The sequence below is a fragment of the Streptomyces hyaluromycini genome (assembly GCF_002217755.1).
GTDB lineage: Bacteria > Actinomycetota > Actinomycetes > Streptomycetales > Streptomycetaceae > Streptomyces > Streptomyces hyaluromycini.
The window spans coordinates 62,080-83,707 of the sequence record NZ_BCFL01000031.1 but is presented as its reverse complement, the minus strand read 5'-3'; the positions used below and the strand labels follow the sequence as shown (position 1 = coordinate 83,707).

Below are 21,628 nucleotides of genomic sequence, written 5' to 3'. Positions count from 1 at the left end.
GGACGTTATGAACGGTGTGCGAACCGCCAAGATCGACGGGGGTTGCCGCGATCGTGCGGGGCGACCGTCCAGAGCGTGGCGAGCACGGCAGCGGTGACCAGGACGAGGAGCAGCTGGGACGTGTGGGTCCCCGCGCTGTCCGCCGCGCGGGCGACGGGGTTGGCCACACCGAGGCGGTCCAGCAGCCAGCCGAGGGCCGCGACGGCGGTGAGTCCGGCACAGGCGGTGCGCAGGGCTGCGTGCCTGCGCAGCCGGGTGAGGCAGACCAGGCTCGGCAGGGCGAGCAGGACCAGGACGAGTTGCATGCATTCGATACCGAGATTGAATCCCGCGAGGCTGAGCGCCAATTGGGAGGTGGAGAGGTGCATCTCGGCGAGGGTGAGGGAAAAAGCGAGCCCGTGCCCCAGGCCGAAGACACCGGCGACGACGGCCTCACGCCCCGGGAAGAGCGGTCGAATTGCGTGGACGGCGCCGACGAGAATACTGAAGGCGATGAATGCCTCGACCGGTTGGGCCGGTATGTCGAGGCGTCCGAAGGCGCTCACGGCGAGCGCGACGGAATGCCCGACGGTGAATGCCAGCGTGGTTCGGCCGATGCGGCCGACGGCGGTCCTTGTGCTCGCCAGTCCGCGCCAGCGGTTTCCGGCGGCCTGCAGGGGTGCGGGCAGCAGCAGAATGAGCAGGAACAGCAGATGGTCGGTGCCTTCGAGAATGTGGTGGGCGCCGAGCCGGAACATGGCGTAGGTGCCGCTCCAGATACTCCCGTCCTCCAGGTCGACGGTGAGCGGGGCGATGGTCATCGTCCGGGTGTCGATGCGGATGACGCCGACCTGGGTGGCGTCGCTCTGGCCGTCGTCGGCCACTTTTCCGGTGGCCCAGTCCTGGCGGACGGAGACCAGCACGGTGTGGGTGACGACCTGGTGGACGATGACGTCGTAGTCGAGGACGAACCGGCGCGGGTCCCCGCCGGCGGGCGGGGTGAGCGTGGCCTGGACGGTCAGTTCGCGGTAGGGACCGGTGGAGGTCTGCTCGGACCGGCTCAGGCCCATGGCTCCGAACGTGACGGTCCAGGCCTGGCCCCGGCGGGTGGTGGGGTGCACATGGGCGGCCAGGTAGCGGCGGATCGCGGCTTCCCGCGCCGACAGCTGCCGTGCCGTGGTGTCCTCGTCCAGGTCGATTCCGCCGGCCCGGGCGAAGTCGCCGACCGGGAGCTCCAGTTCGGCGGTGACCGACGTCTCGTGCACGTCGAGCAGGAGCACCGAGTGCGGCATGGGATGTGCGGCGGCGGGCGGCGCTGCCAGGAGCAGCGCCGCCGTGACCACCGTCGCGATCCCGGCCAGCATGCGCAGGGCATGCGACAGTGAGATCGGCAGGCGGTTCATCAGAACGAGAACTCTCCCCCGTAGTCGCTGTCGTGGTCCCGGTAGACGGTGTGGTAGTGGACCTGGCTCTGGTACACCACGCCGTTCTGGCAGACGAACTCGATCCAGACGCCTGGGCCGTCGATGCGCACGTAGTCGCCCTGGGCGCTCAGGTCGGAGCTGCCGGAGTAGGCGATGTAGGTGTCGTCGAGGTCCGCCTTGTAGGCGCTGAGCACGGAGGCCGCGGTCGTGTCGTCCGCCACGTCGACCCAGGGCTCCATCGCCGCGAGGACCAGTTCCTGCTGGTCGTCGGTGAGTTCGCTGACCTGGAGGCCCTCCTTGGTCTCCGGGAAGTCGCCGTCTTCACCGGGGCCGAGCAGCACGTCGCTGAACGACTCGGAGAGCTTCGCCTCCGCCAGCTCGTCGTCGCTGAGGCCGGCGAGCATGTCCTCCATCCCGTCGTGCATCCCGGCCAGGGGTGCGTACGAGGTGCCGTCGTCGCCGGTCCAGCTGGTCGGCTCCACCCCGATGAAGAACGGGGTGGTGCCCTCGACCTCGCCGTCCTTGTAGGTCAGGTTGAGCGCGAGGTGGTGACCGCCGAAGTGCAGCTGCCAGGTGCCGTCGGTGCTCGGGGTGCCGAGGAACGCCAGGTAGTAGTTGCCGCTCCCGTAGCCGCTGGCGGTCTCGCCGAGCTTGTCGTCGGCGGCCAGAATCTGGGTGACCTGGTCGTACCCGGTGCCGCTGCCGGTACCGGTGGCCGCCTCGATCACCGCCTTGGCGGCGGTCAGTTGTTCGTCGCTGAGGGTGCTGAACTCGATGCCGACCCGGCAGGTCGAGCCGCACGGGAGGTTCGACCAGGCGGTGGCGTTCGCCTCGGTGAAGTCGAGGAGCACGTCGGACTGCTGGTCGCTGTCCAGGGTGTCCAGGAACGCGTTGGCGGCGTCGACCACGTCCGAGACGGACGACGAGGCCTCGGTGGTGGCCTCGGTGGTGGCCGCGGTGCCGTCGGCCGACGTGTCACCGGCCGAGGAGTCGCTCGGGGTGGTCGCGGCGTCGGCGTTGACGTAGATCCCCCCGAGGAGCAGGGCCGTTCCCGCGGCGAAGGCCACGCCCGTGCGCTTCCACTTGCTCTTTAACCTGCGGTGAGTTTTGGTTTCTGGCATCTTGCCGGTCCCTTCGGAAGACGGGGTGCAGGAATTCCGGACGCGGTTCCCATAAACGCAGCCGCCGGATCACTTCCCGGAGTTCTCCGCCCGTTGCGTGAAGGAGATAAATTCCACCAGCAGCCGCTATGGATGCCATCGAGAAGTACTCGGATTCACCTGTGGTTTGCTGTGTCCTACGACCGAGAATTTCAGTTTCTTCACCTGGTGCATTCGGTGCCTGATCAGTACGCTACGCCCCCCTGGAACTGGGCCTCGTACTGGGCGGGGTCGATGCAGGCCTCGACGAGCAGGGGGCCCGTACGGGTCGCGAGGCCGGTCGTGGCCTTCTCCAGTTCGGCCGCCGAGGTCACGCGCACGCCGTCGCAGCCCATGGCGCCCGCGAGCGCGACCAGGTCGATGTCGTCCAGCCGGGTCGCCGTGCCGCCGTAGCCGAGGGCCCGCTGTTTGAGCTCGATGCGGTTGAGGCTGCCGTCGCAGAAGACCATCACCGTCAGCCGCAGGCGGCGGGCGACGGCCGTCCGCAGTTCGGTCGCCGTCACGGCGAAGCCGCCGTCGCCGATCAACGGCGCGCAGAAAGCGGTACCGACCGCCGTCCGCGCCCGACACGGACCGGCCGCCGCGCTAACTCGCCCGCGAGGATGCCGTGTCGGCACTCATCCGCAGTGCGTGGATGACACTGCCGAGGTGCCCCCGGGCGGCCTGCTCGGCGGCGACCGGGTCCCGGCCGCAGACGGCATCGATGATCGCGAGGTGTTCGGGGAGCGAGACGGCCGGCCGCCCCGGCTGCAGGGCGAGCCGGAACTGGTGCCGCACCGACTGGCCGCGCAGCCGCTCCAGCGCGCCCCCGGTCGTGGCCTGACCGCTCAGCTCCACGAGACGGCGGTGCAGCCGGTTGTTCAAGCGGGAGTAGATCACGACCTCCCCGGCCTCGACCGCTGCGATCATCTCCGCGCGGATCTCGCGCAGTTCGGCGATCTCCGCGTCGGTCACCCGCTGGGCGGCCTTGGCGGCGCACAGGCCTTCGACCACCATCCGGACCTCGGTGATCTCGATCGCCTCGGCCGGCGGCACCGCGCGCACCCGGGCGCCCCGGTTGGGGATGCGCTCCACCAGCCCCTCGTTGCCCAGCTGGAGCAGGGCGGAACGCACGGCGCCGCGGCTCACCGAGAACCGCTCCGCCAGATCGACCTCCACGAGCCGCTGGTCCGGCACATGGTCCCCGCGCACGATCGCCGCGCGGATGACCTCGACGACCGGGTCGGACCCGGGCGGGATGCTGGGTGCTGCCGACACGTGGTTCCCCTTTCCGCTCCGCAACGGAACGATCAGAATGGCAACGATATTGTCGCCAATCCTGCCCTGCCGTGACGGCCTCCGGCCAGGGACGATGAGCACGCACTGGGAGGCACCTGTGAACTCCACCGCCGTGGCCGGTCTTCGTATCGCCGTACTCGGGCTGGGCGAGGCGGGCGGCGCGATCGCGGGCGACCTGGTCGCCGCGGGGGCGCTGGTGCGCGGCTACGACCCGAAGGCCGCGGCGCCGCCGGGTGTCGTGGGCACCGGCGGCGAGGCGGAGTCGGCCGCGGGCAGCGATCTGGTCCTGAGCGTCAACAGCGCCTCGGCCGCCCCGGACGCGCTGCGCGCGGGCCTCGCCGGCACCGCGCCCGGCTGCCTGTGGGCGGACCTCAACACCGCGTCGCCCGCGGTGAAACGGCACCTCGGCGCGCCCTGTGGACTCTGCGGACTCGCTGAGCAGGTCTTGCCGTCGCGCCGACCGGGACGGCCGTCTATTCGTCGTGCGGACTCGGCCGGCCGGTGTCGTCGGAGGCCGGGGCGGGTCTGGCGTGCAGGACCTCGCGGGCCTGCTCGGCGGCGCGGGTGATGCTCTCGCTGACGAAGTCGAGGAAGCGGGCGATGTTCTCCAGGCGGTTGGCGGCGGGGGTGCGGGGGCCGAGGACGGCGACGCCCTGCCGTGCGGTCTCGGCGACCTGGGCGGTGCCGCGCGCGCTGGCCACCATCGACTGGTACCAGACGTCGTCGTCGACGAAGTAACGCTCGCGGCGGCGTTCGTCGCGCTCCCGGCGGACGAGCCCCTGCTCCTCCAGGAACGCGACCGCCTTGGAGACGGACGCCGGGCTGACCTGGAGCCGCTGGACGAGTTCGGACGCGGTGAGGCTGGCCGCGTCGCTGATACAGAGGCAGGCCAGCACCCTGGCCATCATCTTGGGCGTACCCGACTGCATGAAGACGGTGGTGAGCGTCTCCTCGTACTCGGCCACGGCCTCGGGGTCGCGTCCGTGCGGCTGCGGCACCGCCCCCGGCCCCCGGGAGGAGGCGGGCCGGCGCCGGTGGGCGCGGCGTTCGGTGGCGCGGTGGGCCAGGTCGGCGCGGTAGGCGGCGGGACCGCCGTTGCGCATCACCTCACGCGTGACCGTCGAGGTCGGACGGTCGAGGCGGCGGGCGATCTCGGCGTAGGGGAGGCTGTCGGCCAGCCCCAGCGCGATCTGCTGGCGTTCCTGCTGACTGAGCCTGCCTCCCGGCATCACGTTCTCCTCGTTGTTCCTCGGTGGCGGTCCCTGCCCCCCGAGCATAGCGTTCACCAGTAATCCATTGCAACGAAGACAGTCTCAGCGTTGCATTGATTTCCGATCCGTTGCAACAGTTTCTAGGCACTGAGCTGCTACTTTTCACACCTTACGCAACGAACTCGTTGCCACAACCGGGAAGGCAACGTAGCGTTTTCAATGTCGGAAACAACGAACGCCAACGGGAGACCACGATGCAGAAGTTCGACACCCCCGCCCCGATCTCCGCCGTCCTGGACATCCCCGCCGGACGGATCCAGTTCATCGCCGCGGACCGCACCGACACCACCGTCGAGGTCCTGCCCTCCACCCCCTCCAAGAGCCGCGACGTCAAGGCTGCGGAGCAGACCGCCGTCACCTACACCGACGGCGTCCTGCGGATCACGGCCGCGGCCCCCGGCAACCAGCTCTTCGGCCCCTCCGGTTCCGTCGAGGTCACCGTCCAGCTCCCCGCCGGCTCCCGCGTCGAGGCCAGGGCCGCCAGTACCGAACTGCGCGGTGTCGGACGGCTCGGCGACGTCGCCTTCGACGGCGCATACCGGCAGATCAAGATCGACGAGGCCGCGAGCCTCCGCCTCACCGCGACCGACGGCGACGTCGAGGTCGGCCGGCTCGGTGGCCCGGCGGAGATCAGCACCGCACGGGGCGGCATCCGGATCAACGAGGCCATGCGCGGCACGGTCGTGCTCCGCACCCAGGACGGCGACATCTCGGTCGGCGCGGCCGCCGGCGTCTCGGCCGCCCTGGACGCCGACACCGGCCACGGCCGCATCAGCAACGCCCTCAAGAACGACGGCACCACCGAACTCGACATCCGCGCCACCACCTCCCGGGGCGACATCACCGCCCGCAGCCTCTAGACGCACCGACCGGCCGCCCGCCCCGAGGAGCCCGGCGACCCACGCCGGGCCCCTCGGGGAAGCCGTCGGCCGGACTGGCGAACCACCCATCACATTCACATACTTGAACCTTGCGCACATGTATATACGCACGCGCCCCTGCATGCGAGACTCCTTCAACTCCCCCCACGGATCAGCCAAGTTGGAGAGGAAGGCACCCATGCACATGTCCCGCAGGGCCGTGCTGGCCACCGCAGGCGGCGCCGCGGTCGCGTACGCCGCCGTACCTCAGTCCGCGCAGGCGCTCACCGGCCAGGCGCCTGTGGCGACGGAGGCGGCGCTGCGTGACGCGGCCGACTACGCGGTGGCGAAAGTGCGAGCCGTCGCGCCCGGGGTGAGCGCCTTCCCCGTCGGGACGAAGTCCGAGAAGTGGGTCTACTCCCAGAACGGCGACTGGGTCGGCGGATTCTGGCCGGGCATCCTCTGGATGAGCTGGCTCCACAGCGGCGACGACGGCCTGCGCACCCTCGCCCTCGCGTCCGCCGCGAAACTCGCCCCCCGCCAGTACGACACCGGCACGCACGACCTGGGTTTCCTGTTCACCCCGTCCTGGGTCACCGCCTGGCGGCTGACCGGCGACACGTCCTGGCGGGACGGCGCCGTGCAGGCCGCGCGCTCGCTGCTCCAGCGCTACAACCCCCGCGGCCGTTACCTGCGGGCCTGGGGCGCGCTCAACACCCCGGACAACGCGGGGCGCATGATCATCGACACGATGATGAACCTCGACCTGCTCGTCTTCGCCGCCCAGCAGACCGGCGAAGGCGCCTTCATGGACGCGGCCGTGGGACACGCGCAGACCACCGGCCGCCTCTTCCCGCGACCGGACGGATCCACCCCGCACGTCTACGACCTCGACCCCGCCACCGGCTCCCCCATCGGCCCCAACACCGTCCAGGGCTACAGCCCCACGTCCTGCTGGGCCCGCGGACAGGCCTGGGGCATCTACGGCTTCACCACCATGTTCCGCCGCACCGGCGACCGCCGGTTCCTCGCCACCGCCCGCACGCTCGCCGACTACGCCGTCAAAACCCTCGGACCGGACCACGTGCCCGTCTGGGACTACCGCGCACCGCAGCAGCCGTACGACGTCAAGGACGCCTCCGCCGCGACCGTCATGGCCTGCGGGCTGCTCGACCTGGCCGCCGCCACGGGAAGCACGCCGTACCGCACCACCGCCCTGCGCATACTCGACGCGCTCTGCCGTACCTGCCTCACCACCCACTCCACCCGCGCCGAGGCCGTCGTCGCCCGCTGCACCCGCAACCGCCCCGCCGAGGACGGCATCGAGATCTCCCTCCCCTACGCCGACTACTACCTCCTGGAGGCGATCCTGCGCGTCCTGCAACCGCACGACCTGGACCGGGCGATCGATCTGTCGACGGTCTGACGACGCTCGGCCCTCAGGGGGAGGCGCTCGTCGTCCCGGGCGCGTCAGTCGACGGTGCGGTGAGGGGAGACGGCGGCGGCGGGGACGCCTCCCCCGAGTCGGCCTGGACGACGAGGACGACCGCGATGACCGCCGTGGTCAGGGCAGCCATGGTGGCAAGCCACCAGATCCCGATCGCTTTCGCGTGAGCGGCCATGGCACCCTCCTTCGACGCGGAGCGTACGCCGTTGCCCGAAGACGGAACTCTCTTTTCACAGCACCCGACGTCCGGCGCCCCACACCACCGGCCTCACCGCCACATTCTGACCGCCTTTCACGGCTGTCGCGCCGAATTGGGGAATCTGCGGGGCGATCGGCCCGGTGAGCCCTTCCCGTCCTGTGCCCGGGGCTCCTATGCCCGGGGCGCGCCGTCCCAGCTCCATGTGGTGAGACGAGGGTGCCCGGGCAGTTCGGCGCGTCCCGTGGCCCACAAGAGGGTGGGCCAGGGATCCGTGGACGACGGGGCGTCCGGAAACAGCCGGACGAGCACCCGGGAGCACAGACCGGCAGGCGGACTCCATGCGAGTCCGAGCCCGCGTGCCAGGTCGTGCGTGTGCACCAGGGTCTCCACGATTCCCATCGCGGCGAAGCCCTCGGGGTCCGAGGCGCCGAAGACGTGGTGGGCGCGGGTCTGCGGTGGCGTCGTGCGCACCATGGCCACCAGCAGCGCACCGCTCGCCTCCAGGACCTGCAGCAGACCGGCGGGTCCGGCCGCGCGGTCCGCGTGAATGGCGTTCGCCGGACCGCCGGGCCGCCGGCTCTCCCACACGAAGGGCACCTCCCCGTCCAAGGGCGGTGTTTTCGGGCCCAGTTGCGCGGCGTAGGCGAAGAGGTCGTCGCTGAGGTGCTCGACGGTTTCCCAGCAGTCCCACTCCAGCGAACCGGCCTTGCCTTCCCAAGCGGCCGGGGGCGCCTCGCTCAGGACGGCCACCGCGAGTTGCACGGCGAGGTCGAGGTCATCGGCGGTGACAGGGGACCGGGAGAGATCACTATCGGCTGATCGAGACATGGCAGGACCGTACCGTGACCCGAAGGAGCCGCCCCTCCCTGCGAACACCGGCCCGGCGACCGGTGGTTCGCCCCGTCAGAGCATCGCCAGCCCGGGATCGTGCAGGACGGCGGCGATGCCGGCCAGCAGCTCGGAGCCCTGTTGGCCGTCGATGAGCCGGTGGTCGAAGGACAGAGCCAGCTGGGTCACCCAGCGGGGCTCGATCGCCTCCGCCCCCGACGCGTCCGTCACGACCCAGGGCATGCGCCGGACGGCACCCAGGGCGAGGATGGCCGCCTCCCCCGGATTCAGGATCGGGGTGCCGGTGTCCACGCCGAACACGCCGACGTTGGTGATGGTGATGGTCCCGCCGGTCATCGACCGGGGCGTCGTCCTCCCGGCCCGGGCCGTACCGGTGAGCTTGGCGAGCGCCTCGGCGAGCTCCCGCAGGGACATCCGGTCGGCGTGCTTGATGTTGGGGACGATGAGCCCGCGTTCGGTGGCGGCGGCGATGCCGAGATGCACGTGGTGCTTGAGCACGATCTCCTGGGCGGCCTCGTCCCAACTGGCGTTCGCCTCAGGGGTCCTGCGCAGAGCCAGCAGGAGTGCCCGGGCCACGAAGAGCAGTGGCGTGACGCGCAGGTCGCGGAACTCGCGGCGGGCGGCCACCGTGTCCCGTAGCCGCATGGTCGCGGTGACGTCCACCGTCGTGAACTCGGTGACGTGCGGCGCGGTGAACGCCGAGGCGACCATGGCGGCGGCGGTGCGTCTGCGTACCCCGCGAATCGGGATACGGGTCTCGGCGGCGGACTCCGGAACGGTCACCGGGACGCTCCCCGGGGCACCTTCCGGCGCCGTGACGGGACTCGATCCCGCCGCCCTGCGGACGTCGTCGCGGGTGACGGTGGATCCGGGTCCCGTCGGCGTGACGGTGGCGATGTCAACGCCCAGGTCCCTGGCGAGTTTCCGGACGGGCGGTTTCGCGGCCGTCCGCCCGACGGCCGGGTCCGGCGGTTCGGCTGCGACCGCCGGTTCCGCGACCGGCGGTCCCGCGACCGGCGGTTCCGCGACCGGCGGTTCCGTGACCGGCCGGGCGGTGGGCACGGCGGGGGTAGGACGGCGTCGGCGACGGCCGGCGGGCTCCTGCGGCCCGTATCCCACCAGGAGGGCCTCCATGCCGGAAACCTCCGCGGTCTCGGCGGCCGAGTCGGGACTCGTACCGACACCGACACCGGCATCGACACCGGCATCGGCATCGGCATCGGCATCGGCATCGGCATCGGCGAGGATGGTGATGAGGGGCTGCCCCACGGGCAGGGTCTCGCCTTCCCGCGCGTGCAGGGTCCCGACAACGCCCGCGTAGGGAGAGGGGAGTTCGACCGCGGCCTTGGCCGTCTCGACCTCGACGAGGATCTGGTTGATCTCCACGGTGTCGCCGGCCTTCACCGCCCACTGGAGGATCTCGGCCTCGGTGAGCCCTTCGCCGACGTCGGGCAACAGGAAAACTCGTTCTTGTGACATGGTGCCCGCCTCTAGTAACTCATGCTGCGGTCGAGGGCATCGAGGATCCGGTCGACACCGGGAAGCCAGTCCGACTCGATGCGGCTCGGCGGGTAGGGGGTGTCGTATCCCGTGATGCGGAGAACCGGTGCTTCGAGGAAATGGAACTCCTCCTGCTGGATCCTCGCGGCGAGTTCGGCCCCGAACCCGTGGGACAGGGAGGCCTCATGGGCGACGAGGGCGCGACCGGTGCGGTGGACGGACTCCCGTACGGTGTCCATGTCCAGCGGCGACAGACTGCGCAGGTCGACGACCTCGACGCTGCGGCCCTCCCCGGCGGCGACGTCGGCCGCTGCCAGGGCGACGGGGACCGTCGGACCGTAGGCGATGAGGGTGGCGTCGGTGCCGGGGCGCGTGACGCGCGCCCGCTCAAGCGGTGCCGGGGGCTCGTCGGTGACGTCGCCCTTGCTCCAGTAGTGCCGCTTGGGTTCGAGGAAGATCACGGGATCGTCGGCGGCGACGGCCTGGCGGATCATGTCGTAGGCGTCCTGCGGGCTGGAGCAGGTGACCACCTTCAGCCCGGCCGTGTGGGCGAAGTGGACCTCGGGTGACTCCGAGTGGTGCTCGATGGAACCGATGCCGCCGCCGTAGGGGATGCGGATGACGACCGGCAGGGTGATCGCGCCGCCCGAGCGGTGCCGGAGTTTCGCGAGCTGGCTGATGATCTGGTTGGCGGCGGGGTAGACGAAGCCGTCGAACTGGAGCTCGCAGACCGGGCGGTAGCCGCGCAGGGCGAGACCGATCGCGGCGCCGACGATGCCGGCCTCGCCGAGCGGGGTGTCGACGACTCTCAGGCTGCCGAACTCCTTCCGCAGGCCGTCGGTGACGCGGAAGACCCCGCCCAGGCGTCCGATGTCCTCGCCCATCAGCAGGACCTTGGGATCGTCCTGGAGGGCCCTGCGCAGACCGTTGTTGAGGGCTTTGACCATGGAGATGCCTGGCATGCTCATCGCGTGGCCCCGTTCTCCTGGCCGGAGGCGACGAACTCCAGGTGCCCGGCCAGCTGGTGCCCGAGTTCGGCGGGCATCGTGGTGTAGGTGTGCTCGAAGGACGAGGCGGGGCCCGGCACAGGGAGCGACCGGCAGCCGGTCCTCAGGTGATCGGCCAGTTCGTGTTCCCGCCGCTCGATGCCGGCGAAGAACTCCTCGTCGACCGCCCCGCTCGCGGTGAGGTGGCGGCGCAGCCGCTCCAGGGGATCCTTGGCGATCCACTCGTCGGTCACGGAGGCGGGCCGGTAGCGGCCGGCGTCGTCCGCGGTGGTGTGCGCGTTGACGCGGTAGGTCACCGCCTCGATCAGGGTGGGCCCGCCGCCCGACCGGGCCCGGGCGAGGGCGTCACCGGTCGCCGCGAGACAGGCCAGCACGTCGTTGCCGTCCACGCGGACGCCGGGGAAGCCGAAGCCGGACGCGCGCTGCGCGACGGGGACCCGGCTCTGCACGCTGTAGGGGGCGGAGATGGCCCACTGGTTGTTCTGGCAGAAGAAGACCACGGGCAGGTTCTGGGCGGCGGCCCAGACGAAGGCCTCGTTGGTCTCGCCCTCGCTCAGCGCGCCGTCGCCGAGGAAGACCAGCACGGCCGTGTCGCGGCTGTCGTCCCCCGAGCCGATCGCGTCGTCCCGGACGAGTCCCATGGCATAGCCGACGGCGTGCAGCGTCTGCGCGCCGATGACCAGGGTGTAGAGCTGGAAGCGGTTCTCGTAGGGGTTCCAGCCGCCCAGCGTCGTACCGCGGAAGAGACCGAGGAGCGACACCGGGTCCAGTCCCCGGCACCAGGCCACACCGTGTTCCCGGTAGGTGGGGAACACCATGTCCTGGGCGCTCAGCGCGTGGGCGGCCCCGACCTGGGCGGCCTCCTGCCCGCGCAGCGAGGGCCACAGCCCCAGCTCTCCCTGGCGCTGGAGCGCGATCGCCTCGGTGTCCAGACGGCGCACCAGGGCCATGTCCCGGTAGAGCGCGGGCAGATCGAGCCTGGCGGGCAGCCCGAGCCGGCTGTCGGACTCCAACGCCCCCTCGGGTGTGAGGAACTGGATCGGTCCGTCGGAGCGTCGGGCGTCCGCGGTCGGTGTGGGCGGCTTTCGTGGCATCACGGCTCTCGTTCTCGGAGGCGCCCGAGAGGGCACCGGCGGATATGGGGAGGACAGGAACACGGGCGCGGGTCGGCGCGGCGCCATACGGGCCTCACGCGCTATACGGGCCAGCGGGCCGTACGGGGCATGCGGGGTATACGGAGGGATCCGTCGAGGGGAGGACGGGCGCCGACTACCGTGCGGAAGCGGCGAGTTGGCGGCTGATCACCAGGCGCTGGATCTGGTTGGTGCCCTCGAAGATCTGGGTGATCTTGGCTTCCCTCATGAGCCGTTCCACGGGGTGGTCGAGCACGTATCCCGCGCCGCCGAGGACCTGGACGGCATCGGTCGTGACCGCCATCGCCGTGTCGGTGGCGATCAGCTTGGCCACACTGGCCTGCCGGGTGTACGGCCGGCCGGAGTCCTTGCGGCGAGCGGCCGCCAGGTAGGTCGCGCGGGCCGCCTCGGTTCGCGCCGCCATGTCGGCCAGCAGGAATCCGACGCCCTGGTGCTCGATGATGCGGCGCCCGAACGTCTGCCGGTCCCGGGCGTAGCCGACGGCGTAGTCCAGCGCGGCCTGGGCGATGCCGACGGCGACCGCGGCGATCCCGAGCCGGCCGGCGTCGAGCGCGGCCAACGCGATCGGCAGGCCCTGACCCGGAGTTCCCACGAGCCGGTCGCCGGGGATGACCATGTCCTCGAAGTGCAGCTCGGCGGTCGTCGAGCTGCGCAGCCCCATCTTGCGTTCCGGTGCCCCCGCGACGAGCCCCGCCGTACCGGCGTCGACGTGGAAGCAGGAGATGCCCGACCGCGTATCGGGGGAGGTCCGCAGGAAGACGGTGTAGAAGTCGGCCTCGCCGCCGTGCGTGACCCAGGACTTGGTGCCGCCGGCCGTCCAGCCCCGCGGGCCTTCCGACGCGGACGCGCGCAGCGCCGCGGGATCGGAACCCGCGTGGGCCTCCGACAGGGAGTACGCGCCCAGCAGCTTTCCGCTCAGCATCCGCGGGAGGAACCCGGTCTGCTGTGCCTGGGTGCCGAACGTGGCCATCGGCAGACAGGCCAGCGTGTGCACGCTCATGCCCACGGCCACCGCGGCCCAGCGCGCGGCGATCTCCTCCAGGACCTGGAGGTAGACCGTGTACGTCTGTCCCCCGCCGCCGACGTCCTCACCGAACGGCAGGGTGAGCAGCCCGGCCTCGCCCAGGAGCTCGAAGACCTGGCGCGGAAACCTTGCCTCGTCCTCGAACTCCGCGACCCGCGGCCCCAGTTCCCTGTCCGCGATGTCCGTGACCAGTTCCAGCAGGTCATAGGCCTCACGGGATGGCAGTTCTCGTTCGACTTTCACTGCTGTGTCCCCTCCTGCGGTCGGCTCCCGGTGGAGGACCACAGTCGGCAGCACGCGACCCGTGGTGCAATTAACCTGCTGAGTTCTTGCGATGTGCACAAAATTTCCTATGCACGACCCGGGTTCCGCGCAAGGAACCCGCTTCTGAGCGAGGGGTGGAGATGTCCGGTACCGAGCACGTCGACAGCGTGGACAGCATGATCATCGACCTGCTGGTGCAGGACGGCCGGCGAACGGTCACGGAGATCGCGGACCACGTCAGCCTGTCCCCCTCCGCCGTGAAGCGGCGCATCGACCGACTGGAGCGGGTCGGGGTCATCGCGGGCTACACGGTCATCCTCGACCACAACAAACTCGGGTCCAGCTTCGAGGCCTTCGTCGAGCTCAGGTTCGCCGGGGACGTGAAGGTCGAGATGATCACCATGGCGGCCACGAGCGTCCCGGAGGTCCTGGAGGTCTTCACGGTGGCCGGGGACCCCGACGCGCTGGTCCGGGTCCGGGTGTCCGGCGTCCAGCATCTGCGGGATGTCATCGACCGGCTGCGCCGGTCGGGGCCGGTGATCGGGACGAAGACGCTGATGGTGCTGGGGGCGTGGCGCCGGGACGGGTGAGGACGACCGGCAGACCGGCGTTCCCCGCAAAAATTGCCTAGTAGGCACATTGATTTGCCTGCCAGGTTGACTTCGCCCATCCGTCGCCCCCACCCTGAAGGAGGTCTGACCGCACCAACCGAGAGAGGCATCAGCGCATGTCCGTGTCGACCGACAGCGCCGGCGCAGCGGAGCTGGAGAACATCGGCGAGCTCGACATACCCCAGCTCTCGGAAACCAAGGACTCCGTGGAGTCCGAACGCCGGCACCGCAAGGAACAGCTCGCGATCGCCTTCCGGATCTTCGCTCGCCACGGGTTCGACGAAGGCATCGCGGGGCACATCACGGCTCGCGACCCGGAGTTCCCCGACCGCTTCTGGGTCAACCCCTACGCCGTCCACTTCTCGAAGATCCGGGTGAGCGATCTCCTGCTCATCGACGAGCAAGGGCGCGTGATCGAGGGTGACCGCCGCACCAACAAGGCGGCGTTCTGGATCCACTCCTCGATCCACCAGGCGCGACCCGACGTGGTCGCCGTCGCGCACGCCCACACGATCCATGGCCGGGCGTTCGCCTCGCTCGACAAACTGCTCGACCCGATCGTCCAGGAGTCCTGCGCCTTCTCCGGCGACCACGTGCTCTTCGACGAGTACAAGGGGCTCGTCCTGGAGAAGGCGGAGGGCGAGCGCATCGCCGAACGGCTCGGGGACAGCAGGGCCGCGATCCTGCGCCACCACGGACTGCTCACGGTGGGCCGGTCGGTGGAGGAGGCGGCCTGGTGGTTCATCACCATGGACCGGGCCTGCCAGATGCAGCTGCTGGCCGACGCCGCAGGACGGCCCCGGATCATGAGCGACGAGGAAGTCACCCTGGCGCACCGGCAGTTCAGCAACGCCAACATGGCCCGCCACAACTTCAACCTCCTTGCCGGGCTCGTGACGGACGAGGAACCCGACGTCCTGGAGTAGCGAGGACGGCGTCCGCCCGACGCCGATGCAAACCGGCCCTGTTGCCGACATACAGCAACAAGTACCGCCAAGGGACTACGCCTCGTGCCCTGCGCCCTGCGCCCCTGCGCCCCTGCGCCCCTGCGCCCGACGACGATTCTGGAGAAGTGATGTCGATTCAACGCGTCAACCCGGACGCTCTCGCACCCCCGGTCCAAGGCCTCTACAGCCACGCGGTGACGGGCACAGGCACCCGCTTCATCGCCATCGCCGGTCAGATCGCCCTGGACAAGGGCGGCGACCTCGTCGGTCCCGGTGATCACGAGGCACAGGCCGAACAGGCCTTCCGCAACTTCAGGGTTGCCCTGGAGGCCGCCGGCGCCACCCCGGACGACCTGATCAAGAACACGATCCACGTCGTCGGCCACCGGCCCGAGCTGATCGAGCCCATCTTCGCCGCGGGCAGTCGCGCCTTCGACGGCAAGTGGCCCGTGTCCGCGAGCACCTTCCTCGGAGTACAGACGCTCGGCATGCCGGAATGGCTCATCGAAGTCGACGGGTTCGCGGTCCTGCCGTAGGAAGAACCACCCAGCCGGGCAGCCCGCGGCCCGCAGCCCACCGCCGCCGGCCTCGCACGGACTCGGGGCCCGCCGCCGACCAGGCGGGGGGGTCAGTCTCGCGGGGCCGCGGAGCCGCGGCGGGACGCGGGGATGGGGTGGCGCATGGGAACGGTCGCCGCGGTCGAGGCGATCAGTACGGTGGCGGCGGCATCCTCGTCGTTGACAAGGCGATGCTCCTTCGACGAGTCGAAATGCACCGAATCACCGGCTCCGAGCTGCAGCGACGTCCCGGAAATGTGGAGAGTGATCGTCCCGGTCAGGACATGCAGCCATTCCTCGCCGACATGCCGGGCGGTCTTGCTGTGCTTGCCGGGCGCCAGGTCGACCCGGATGACCGACATGGTCTCGCGCGGGCCGCTCAGCACGGTATAGCGGCCGTCCTGGCCGTCCCGCGTCGTCGCCGCGTCGGCGCGCACCAGATGGAAGTCGTTCTCGTCCGGTTCCTGCACCAACTCGCTGATGGACACGCCGTAGACGCGGGCGATCTGCAGCAGGCTGCCGATGGAGGGCTTGCGGACACCCTTCTCCAGGCGCGACAGATGCGCCGAGGAGATGCCGGTCTGTTCCGCCAGGGTCGTCAGGGTGATACCGCGCTCACTGCGCATGTCCTTGAGACGTTGGGCCACCCAGAGATCGGTGTCTTCGATCGACATTTCCGCAAGATAGCATGCCTGTCAGGCAAGAGACATAACCTGACAGGCATGCTGCTGTTGCAGTGGAACCCTCTCGACCGCGCCGGCCGCACCTACCCGAGGTTCAGCAGTTCCTGCGCGAGCACATGCGGTTGCGTCAGCAGGTCGACGTGGGTGGCGCCGGACAGCGCGACGACCCTGAACTCCCGTTCCTCCGCCGAGGCGGCCATGTCCTTGAAGATGGCCTGGTCGGCGCAGTAGAGGTACGTGACCGCCTTGCCGGCCAGCACCTCCTCGCTGCCCGGACCCAACGGCTCTTCATGGGTGCGCCGCGGCATCGGTGTCAGCCTGCTCGACAGCCATGCGGCGCCCTCGTCGTCGGCGCCGAGCGAGTCGGGGCTCAGCGGAGCGACCTCCCATGCCGCGGGTCCCGGCGAATCGGCGAACGCCTGCTCCAGCCATGGCAGCAGGCCGAACGCCGACTCTCCGGTCACGGGCGCGAAGGCATCGGCGTACACCACCTGCCCGATGCGGTCACCCGCGAACGCGGCCACGCCCGTGATCACCATCCCGCCATAGCTGTGCCCGACGAGGACGGCGTCCTCCACCCGCTCGGACTCCAGGAGTTCGACGACATCCCGCACATGCGAGCTCAGTCCCACGTCCGGCGCGGACAGGTGCCGCCGCTCGGCGAGACCGGTCAGGGTCGGCGTCAGAACACGGTGGCCGGCATCCTCCAGCCGGGGGCGCAACCGGTCCCAGACCCAGCCGCCACCCCAAGAACCGTGCACGAGTACGAAGGTTGCCATTTGCCGCTCCCAGGAGGGTCCGGGCCCCGAGGCCCCGCATCCGCGAGGACCCTGTGGCCCTCCCTCACAGGGTCAGCAACCATCACACACTAGTCAACCTACTTGGCACATAAAATTGCCTCAGAGGTCAGGCATCGAAGTGGTGGCGGATCGCCGGCAACAGCATGGGCCCAGGTCAGGTCAGGTACGTGTCGCGGTCACACACAGGCAGGCAACAGGCCCCGCGACTCGCCTTCACAGCCTCAGCGGCACCCACCCAAGAGCGTGCGTCACGCACGCATCTACTGTTACGGCAAGAGCGGAGCGTGCGCAACGCACGCAATCTCGCGCAAGGAGTAGCCATGCCCCGCACCGACATGAAGACCGCCCTCACCGACCTGCTCTTCAACCCGGCCGTCCCGCTGGAAGAAGCCGTCGACCGTCACTTCACCCCGGAATACCGGCAGCGCACCGACGGGCGGTGGGACGACCGCGCCGGGTTCGTGGAACACATCGCCCACCTGCGGACGGTGGTCGCCGGCGGCCGCGTCGAAGTCCACGACGAGCTGTACGACGGCACGAAGTACGCCGACCGCCACACCGCCCACATCGAGAAGAAGGACGGCTCGACCGTGCGCATGGAGGTCTATGCCTTCGGGGACCTCGCCCCTGACGGCCGCTTCAACCGTGTCGAGGAGACCACCCTGATGATCGAGGGCTCCGACGCCGACCGGAACATCGGCAACGCCCGCTGACGGAAAGGCCGGCCGCACACACCTCGTACATCGCGGCCCGCCCGACATCGCCCACCCCGGCCGGATCGAGGCCCACAGCCCCGGGCTGCATCGCCCGGGGCTGCCGAGTACGACTCGCCGCGCCGCCGACCGGGTGACCGAAGGCGCCCTCGCCCTGGACGAGGAGCGCAGGCGTGAGGCCCGTTGAGCGTCGGCGCGTCGCACTCGGCCTCCTCCGCATGTGCTTCGCATGCGCCGCGCACGCTAATTTTCCTGCCATGCCGAACGATGTGGGTCACGAGATCGCCGACACCCTGGGACTGCTGCTGCGGCGCAGCACCCGCGCGCAGCTCTACCGCCGGCTCACCGAGGGCATCGGCGAGTCGTTGGACGAGACCACCTACCCGGTGCTCAGCGGCCTGGCCCGCACCGGCGCGGTGAGCGCCGCGGAGCTGGCCACCGAGATCGGCCTGGACCGGTCCGGGGTCACCCGGCGCGCCACCCGCCTGGAAGAGGCAGAACTGCTGCGCCGGGAACCGGACCCCGCCGACGGGCGGGCCACCCTGCTGGTGCTCACCCCCACAGGCGAGCAGGCCGTGCAGGCCACCCGGGAGCGCCTGGCCCAGCAGATCTCCGTCGCGCTCGCCGACTGGCCCGACGGGGAGGCCCGCGCCTTCGCCCGCATGCTGCACCGCTTCACCGCCGAGGGGCCGTTCACCCGCTCGGCAGCGGTGGCCGACCGTCCGGACGAGTCACCCGGCGCAGGCGCGTCCCCGAGCGGAGGAGAGCCGTGCTGAACGCCTGACGGGGGCCGCCCCGCTGCCCGGCCTCAACGACGGGGAGACGGCCGGCCGGCGAGGATCGCAGCCACGCCGAACTCGAATCTCTCGTCGAAGGACCCCGGCGCGAGATGCGCGACCACCCGGTGCAGCGAAGGGTGGGTCGTCTCGGAGACCGCGTTGGCCAGCGCCTCACCGAGGGGGCGGTCTCCGGCCGCCTGCTGCTCCTGGGCCAGACCCAGGGCGAAGTAGGTGAGCGCCCACGCGGTCCAGGCGACCTCGCGGTCTTCGAGGCCGCACTCCAGCAGCGCTCCCACCAGGGTGTCCGCGAAGCGCAGGGTGTGCGGTTCGACGCCGTACGTGCCGACGACGAGCGCGGCACCGTCACGGTGGGCGAGGAGAGCGCGGCGGTAGCGGCGGGCCAGTTCGAGGACGCGTTCGTCGGGGGCCGGCGGCAGCTCGTCCAGCCGGATCTCACCGAGTACGGCGTCCGCCATGAGCTCCAGCATCCGGACCTTGGTCTTCACATGCCACAGCACCGTGTTCATGCGGACACCGAGACGGTCGGCGACCGCCCGGGTGGACAGCGCGTCCAGGCCGTTCTCGTCCAGCAGTTCCAGTGCCGCACCGATCACGGTGGCCGGATCCAGGCGGTCGCCTTGTTGCCTGTTGGTCATTGACCTAGTGTACGGACCGCGCCAGACTCTTGGTCATCGACCAAGAGTCTGGCGGTCTCAGATCCTGGCCACAGACCCAAGGAAAGGTGATCGCATGGAAAAGCAGATGGAAAAGCAGCAGGTCGTCATCGCCGGCGGCGGGCCCGTCGGGCTCTGGCTCGCCGCCGAACTGCGGCTGAACGGCATCTCCGTCACGGTCCTGGAGGAGCGCACCGAGATCGACCAGCGCTCCAAGGCGCTCACCATGCACCCGCGGAGCATCGAGCTGCTGGCCTCCCGCGGGATCCACCAGCGGTTCCACGACGAGGCACCGAAGATCCCCACCGGCCACTTCGCCAATCTGCCCAGCCGCCTGGACTTCTCGCTGCTGGACACCCCGTTCCCGTACACCCTCTTCCTCCCGCAGGCCCGCACCGAGGAGCTCTTCGAGGAGTACGCCCGCGGGCTCGGCGCCACCGTACGGCGCGGCCACCGTGTCACCGGCTTCACCGAGCACGCGGACTCGGTGACCGTGCAGGTGGCGGGGGAACAGGGGCCGTACGCGATCGAGGCCGAATACCTCGCCGGCTGCGACGGCAGCCGCAGCACCGTGCGCGAGAGCGCCGGCATCGACTTCCCGGGCACCCCGTTCAACTTCCTCGGCTGGCTGGGCGACGTGGCGCTCGACAACCCGCCCCCGCTCGCCTTCAACCAGTTCAACGAGCACGGCGGTGTACTGGTCGCGCCGCTGCCCGGCAACCGGTGGCGGCTCGCCGGCACCAGTCCCGACGGGGGCACCACGGAGTGGCCCGGCGATCTCACGATGGACGAGCTGCGGCAGAAGACCGTCGCCATCACCGGTGACGACTTCGGCATGCGCGACCCGTCCTGGCTCTCCCGGTACAGCAACACGACCAGGCTGGCCACCGAGTACCGACGCGGACGCGTCCTGCTCGCGGGCGACGCCGCCCACCAGCACTTCCCCACCGGCGGCGTCGGCATGAACTACGGCATGCAGGACGCCCACAACCTGGGCTGGAAGCTCGCCGCCACCCTCAACGGCTGGGCCCCCGAAGGCCTGCTGGACACCTACCACACCGAACGGCACCTGATCGGCACCCAGTTGGAGGAGCACAGCCGCGCCCAGACCCTGCTGCTGACCACCTTCACGCCCGAGGCGCTCGCCATGCGGTCCCTGACCGCCCAGATGATCGCCGCCGTGCCGGAGTTCGGCCGGATCCTGGCCGGAAAGATCAGCGCGATCGGCATCGGCTACCCCAGCGACGACCCGGCGGCACACCCGCTGACCGGCACCCGCGCCCCCGGACTCACCTTCACCGGCACCGGCTTCACCCTCTTCGGCCTGCTGCGCGCGAACGCGTACCTCCTCCTCGACCTGACCGCCGACGGCGCCCTCGCCGATCGCGCGCAGGAGCGGATCGCCGTGCACGGCGGGTCGCCGGACCGGGCCCACGACGGCTGGGACGACGTGCGCGCCGCCCTGATCCGGCCCGACGGGCATGTCGCCCGCGCCTGGACGGAGCAGGACGACGCCAAGCTCGGCGCGGCCGTGGACGACGGCATCGCCGCCGTCCTGGGTCGCTGAAGGGACACGGGCCATGGATCTCGAACTCAAGGACAGGGTGTACGTCCTCACCGGTGCCACCCGCGGGCTGGGCTTCGCCGTCGCCCGCGAACTGGTCGCCGACGGGGCCAGGGTGGTCGTCGCAGGCCGCGACGGGAAGCGTGCGGCCGAGGCGGCGGCGGAGCTCGGTCCGAACGCGGCCGGAGTCGGCGTCGACAACGCAGACCCGCGAGCACCGGAACAACTGATCGCCACCGCACGTGAGCGGTTCGGCGGCTTCCACGGCATCCTCGTCAGCGTCGGCGGACCACCCGCGGGCCGCATCGCGGACCACAGTGACGCACAGTGGCAGGCGGCGTTCGAGTCGGTGTTCCTGGGCGCGGTGCGGCTCGCCCGGACAGCAGCCGCGGAGCTGACGGCCGGGGGCTCCATCGGGTTCGTCCTGTCGATCACGGCGTACGAGCCGACCCCCGGGATGGTCATCTCCAACGGGCTGCGGCCCGGCCTCGCCGGTCTGGCCAAGTCGCTGGCGGACGAGCTGGGGCCGCGCGGCATCCGCGTCTTCGGACTGCTGCCGGGCCGGATCGGCACCGATCGCATGCGTGAGCTGGACGGGCTGTCCGCGGACCCCGAGGGCACGCGGGCCGCCAACGAGTCCCGGATCCCACTGCGGCGGTACGGCACGCCGGAGGAGTTCGGACGCGCGGGCGCGTTCATGCTGTCCCCGGCGGCCTCGTACCTGACCGGGCTCATGCTCCAGGTGGACGGCGGCGCGCGACACGGATTCTGACGGTGCACGGCGGTGCGGGTGTGAACGTCCACAGGAATCACCTCGGAAACGGGATCATGCCTGTAACTTTCACTCTCGGGAGCCCAGGTTCTCCCCGCCAACTCCCTTTTCC

General features: G+C 70.5%; 24 protein-coding genes. 10 read left to right on the top strand and 14 right to left on the bottom strand.

The annotated features are described in order from the left end of the window. Nucleotides 1-5: 5 nt before the first annotated feature. From SSP29_RS60525 to SSP29_RS41895, 4 genes are all read right to left on the bottom strand, one after another. Nucleotides 6-1,382 carry a HupE/UreJ family protein gene (locus SSP29_RS60525; RefSeq protein ID WP_089106199.1) on the bottom strand — a complete coding sequence of 459 codons (1,377 nt, stop codon included), beginning with the start codon at nt 1,380-1,382 and terminating at the stop codon, nt 6-8. After that, nucleotides 1,382-2,470 carry a DUF3500 domain-containing protein gene (locus SSP29_RS41905; protein ID WP_245883505.1) on the bottom strand — a complete coding sequence of 363 codons (1,089 nt, stop codon included), beginning with the start codon at nt 2,468-2,470 and terminating at the stop codon, nt 1,382-1,384. Before SSP29_RS41905 ends, SSP29_RS60525 begins: the two co-directional genes overlap by 1 nt. A gap of 278 nt (nt 2,471-2,748) precedes the next feature. After that, on the bottom strand, nt 2,749-3,180 hold the full coding sequence (locus tag SSP29_RS41900) for a thiamine pyrophosphate-dependent enzyme (protein ID WP_089106198.1): 432 nt from the start codon (nt 3,178-3,180) through the stop codon (nt 2,749-2,751). Then, nucleotides 3,149-3,820, bottom strand: a complete 672-nt coding sequence (locus SSP29_RS41895) for a GntR family transcriptional regulator (protein WP_150135963.1) — start codon at nt 3,818-3,820, stop codon at nt 3,149-3,151. Before SSP29_RS41895 ends, SSP29_RS41900 begins: the two co-directional genes overlap by 32 nt. 118 nt (nt 3,821-3,938) lie before the next feature. On the opposite strand from SSP29_RS41895, the gene SSP29_RS59215 reads away from it, so the two are divergent. Then, nucleotides 3,939-4,409, top strand: a complete 471-nt coding sequence (locus SSP29_RS59215) for an NAD(P)-binding domain-containing protein (protein ID WP_150135962.1) — start codon at nt 3,939-3,941, stop codon at nt 4,407-4,409. On the opposite strand, the gene SSP29_RS41885 is transcribed toward SSP29_RS59215, so the two are convergent. Then, entirely contained in the window at nt 4,315-5,070 is a 756-nt protein-coding gene (locus SSP29_RS41885) for a GbsR/MarR family transcriptional regulator (RefSeq protein WP_089106197.1), read from the bottom strand. The genes SSP29_RS59215 and SSP29_RS41885 overlap by 95 nt on opposite strands. Before the next feature lie 236 nt (nt 5,071-5,306). Between SSP29_RS41885 and SSP29_RS41880 the strand changes: the two genes are divergently transcribed. Further along, complete coding sequence (locus tag SSP29_RS41880; RefSeq protein ID WP_089106196.1) at nt 5,307-5,972, top strand: DUF4097 family beta strand repeat-containing protein; 666 nt, start codon at nt 5,307-5,309, stop codon at nt 5,970-5,972. 199 nt (nt 5,973-6,171) lie between these two features. Next, a complete protein-coding gene (locus SSP29_RS41875) occupies nt 6,172-7,398 on the top strand; it encodes a YyaL domain-containing protein (RefSeq protein WP_089106195.1) in 1,227 nt (408 codons plus the stop codon). Nucleotides 7,399-7,411: 13 nt separating this feature from the next. On the opposite strand, the gene SSP29_RS41870 is transcribed toward SSP29_RS41875, so the two are convergent. From SSP29_RS41870 to SSP29_RS41845, 6 genes are all read right to left on the bottom strand, one after another. Further along, entirely contained in the window at nt 7,412-7,594 is a 183-nt protein-coding gene (locus tag SSP29_RS41870) for a hypothetical protein (protein WP_089106194.1), read from the bottom strand. Nucleotides 7,595-7,789: 195 nt separating this feature from the next. Continuing rightward, nucleotides 7,790-8,446 (bottom strand): maleylpyruvate isomerase N-terminal domain-containing protein, encoded by a 657-nt coding sequence (locus SSP29_RS41865; protein WP_089106193.1) that lies wholly within the window; start codon nt 8,444-8,446, stop codon nt 7,790-7,792. 75 nt (nt 8,447-8,521) lie between these two features. Continuing rightward, the gene (locus SSP29_RS41860) at nt 8,522-9,946 is read right to left on the bottom strand and encodes a dihydrolipoamide acetyltransferase family protein (RefSeq protein WP_089106192.1); all 1,425 of its coding nucleotides are present in this window, start codon (nt 9,944-9,946) and stop codon (nt 8,522-8,524) included. 11 nt (nt 9,947-9,957) lie between these two features. Continuing rightward, entirely contained in the window at nt 9,958-10,935 is a 978-nt protein-coding gene (locus tag SSP29_RS41855; RefSeq protein WP_150135959.1) for an alpha-ketoacid dehydrogenase subunit beta, read from the bottom strand. Beyond that, nucleotides 10,932-12,068: a thiamine pyrophosphate-dependent dehydrogenase E1 component subunit alpha gene (locus SSP29_RS41850; RefSeq protein ID WP_089106190.1), complete on the bottom strand. Its 1,137-nt coding sequence runs from the start codon at nt 12,066-12,068 to the stop codon at nt 10,932-10,934. The genes SSP29_RS41855 and SSP29_RS41850 overlap by 4 nt, the downstream gene beginning before the upstream one ends. Before the next feature lie 175 nt (nt 12,069-12,243). Beyond that, nucleotides 12,244-13,395, bottom strand: a complete 1,152-nt coding sequence (locus tag SSP29_RS41845) for an acyl-CoA dehydrogenase family protein (RefSeq protein WP_089106189.1) — start codon at nt 13,393-13,395, stop codon at nt 12,244-12,246. A gap of 161 nt (nt 13,396-13,556) precedes the next feature. On the opposite strand from SSP29_RS41845, the gene SSP29_RS41840 reads away from it, so the two are divergent. The 3 genes from SSP29_RS41840 to SSP29_RS41830 all read left to right on the top strand — a co-directional run bounded on the left by SSP29_RS41840 (nt 13,557) and on the right by SSP29_RS41830 (nt 15,510). Beyond that, nucleotides 13,557-14,006 carry an Lrp/AsnC family transcriptional regulator gene (locus SSP29_RS41840; protein WP_089106349.1) on the top strand — a complete coding sequence of 150 codons (450 nt, stop codon included), beginning with the start codon at nt 13,557-13,559 and terminating at the stop codon, nt 14,004-14,006. A gap of 137 nt (nt 14,007-14,143) precedes the next feature. Then, complete coding sequence (locus SSP29_RS41835; protein WP_089106188.1) at nt 14,144-14,953, top strand: class II aldolase/adducin family protein; 810 nt, start codon at nt 14,144-14,146, stop codon at nt 14,951-14,953. Nucleotides 14,954-15,102: 149 nt separating this feature from the next. Then, nucleotides 15,103-15,510 (top strand): RidA family protein, encoded by a 408-nt coding sequence (locus tag SSP29_RS41830; protein WP_089106187.1) that lies wholly within the window; start codon nt 15,103-15,105, stop codon nt 15,508-15,510. Between the two features lie 92 nt (nt 15,511-15,602). On the opposite strand, the gene SSP29_RS41825 is transcribed toward SSP29_RS41830, so the two are convergent. Then, nucleotides 15,603-16,205, bottom strand: coding sequence for a helix-turn-helix domain-containing protein (locus SSP29_RS41825; RefSeq protein WP_089106186.1), 603 nt, complete (start codon nt 16,203-16,205; stop codon nt 15,603-15,605). Between the two features lie 92 nt (nt 16,206-16,297). After that, the gene (locus tag SSP29_RS41820) at nt 16,298-16,993 is read right to left on the bottom strand and encodes an alpha/beta hydrolase (RefSeq protein ID WP_089106185.1); all 696 of its coding nucleotides are present in this window, start codon (nt 16,991-16,993) and stop codon (nt 16,298-16,300) included. Between the two features lie 341 nt (nt 16,994-17,334). Between SSP29_RS41820 and SSP29_RS41815 the strand changes: the two genes are divergently transcribed. Both SSP29_RS41815 and SSP29_RS41810 read left to right on the top strand, forming a co-directional pair. Further along, nucleotides 17,335-17,727 (top strand): nuclear transport factor 2 family protein, encoded by a 393-nt coding sequence (locus SSP29_RS41815; RefSeq protein ID WP_089106184.1) that lies wholly within the window; start codon nt 17,335-17,337, stop codon nt 17,725-17,727. Nucleotides 17,728-17,984: 257 nt separating this feature from the next. Further along, nucleotides 17,985-18,503, top strand: coding sequence for a MarR family winged helix-turn-helix transcriptional regulator (locus SSP29_RS41810; RefSeq protein WP_089106183.1), 519 nt, complete (start codon nt 17,985-17,987; stop codon nt 18,501-18,503). Between the two features lie 32 nt (nt 18,504-18,535). Here the strand turns inward: SSP29_RS41810 and SSP29_RS41805 are convergent, their stop codons facing one another. Next, nucleotides 18,536-19,162, bottom strand: a complete 627-nt coding sequence (locus SSP29_RS41805) for a TetR/AcrR family transcriptional regulator C-terminal domain-containing protein (protein ID WP_089106182.1) — start codon at nt 19,160-19,162, stop codon at nt 18,536-18,538. Nucleotides 19,163-19,268: 106 nt separating this feature from the next. On the opposite strand from SSP29_RS41805, the gene SSP29_RS41800 reads away from it, so the two are divergent. Beyond that, entirely contained in the window at nt 19,269-20,747 is a 1,479-nt protein-coding gene (locus tag SSP29_RS41800; RefSeq protein ID WP_089106348.1) for an FAD-dependent monooxygenase, read from the top strand. Between the two features lie 13 nt (nt 20,748-20,760). Continuing rightward, entirely contained in the window at nt 20,761-21,516 is a 756-nt protein-coding gene (locus SSP29_RS41795; RefSeq protein ID WP_089106181.1) for an SDR family oxidoreductase, read from the top strand. Nucleotides 21,517-21,628: the final 112 nt, after the last annotated feature.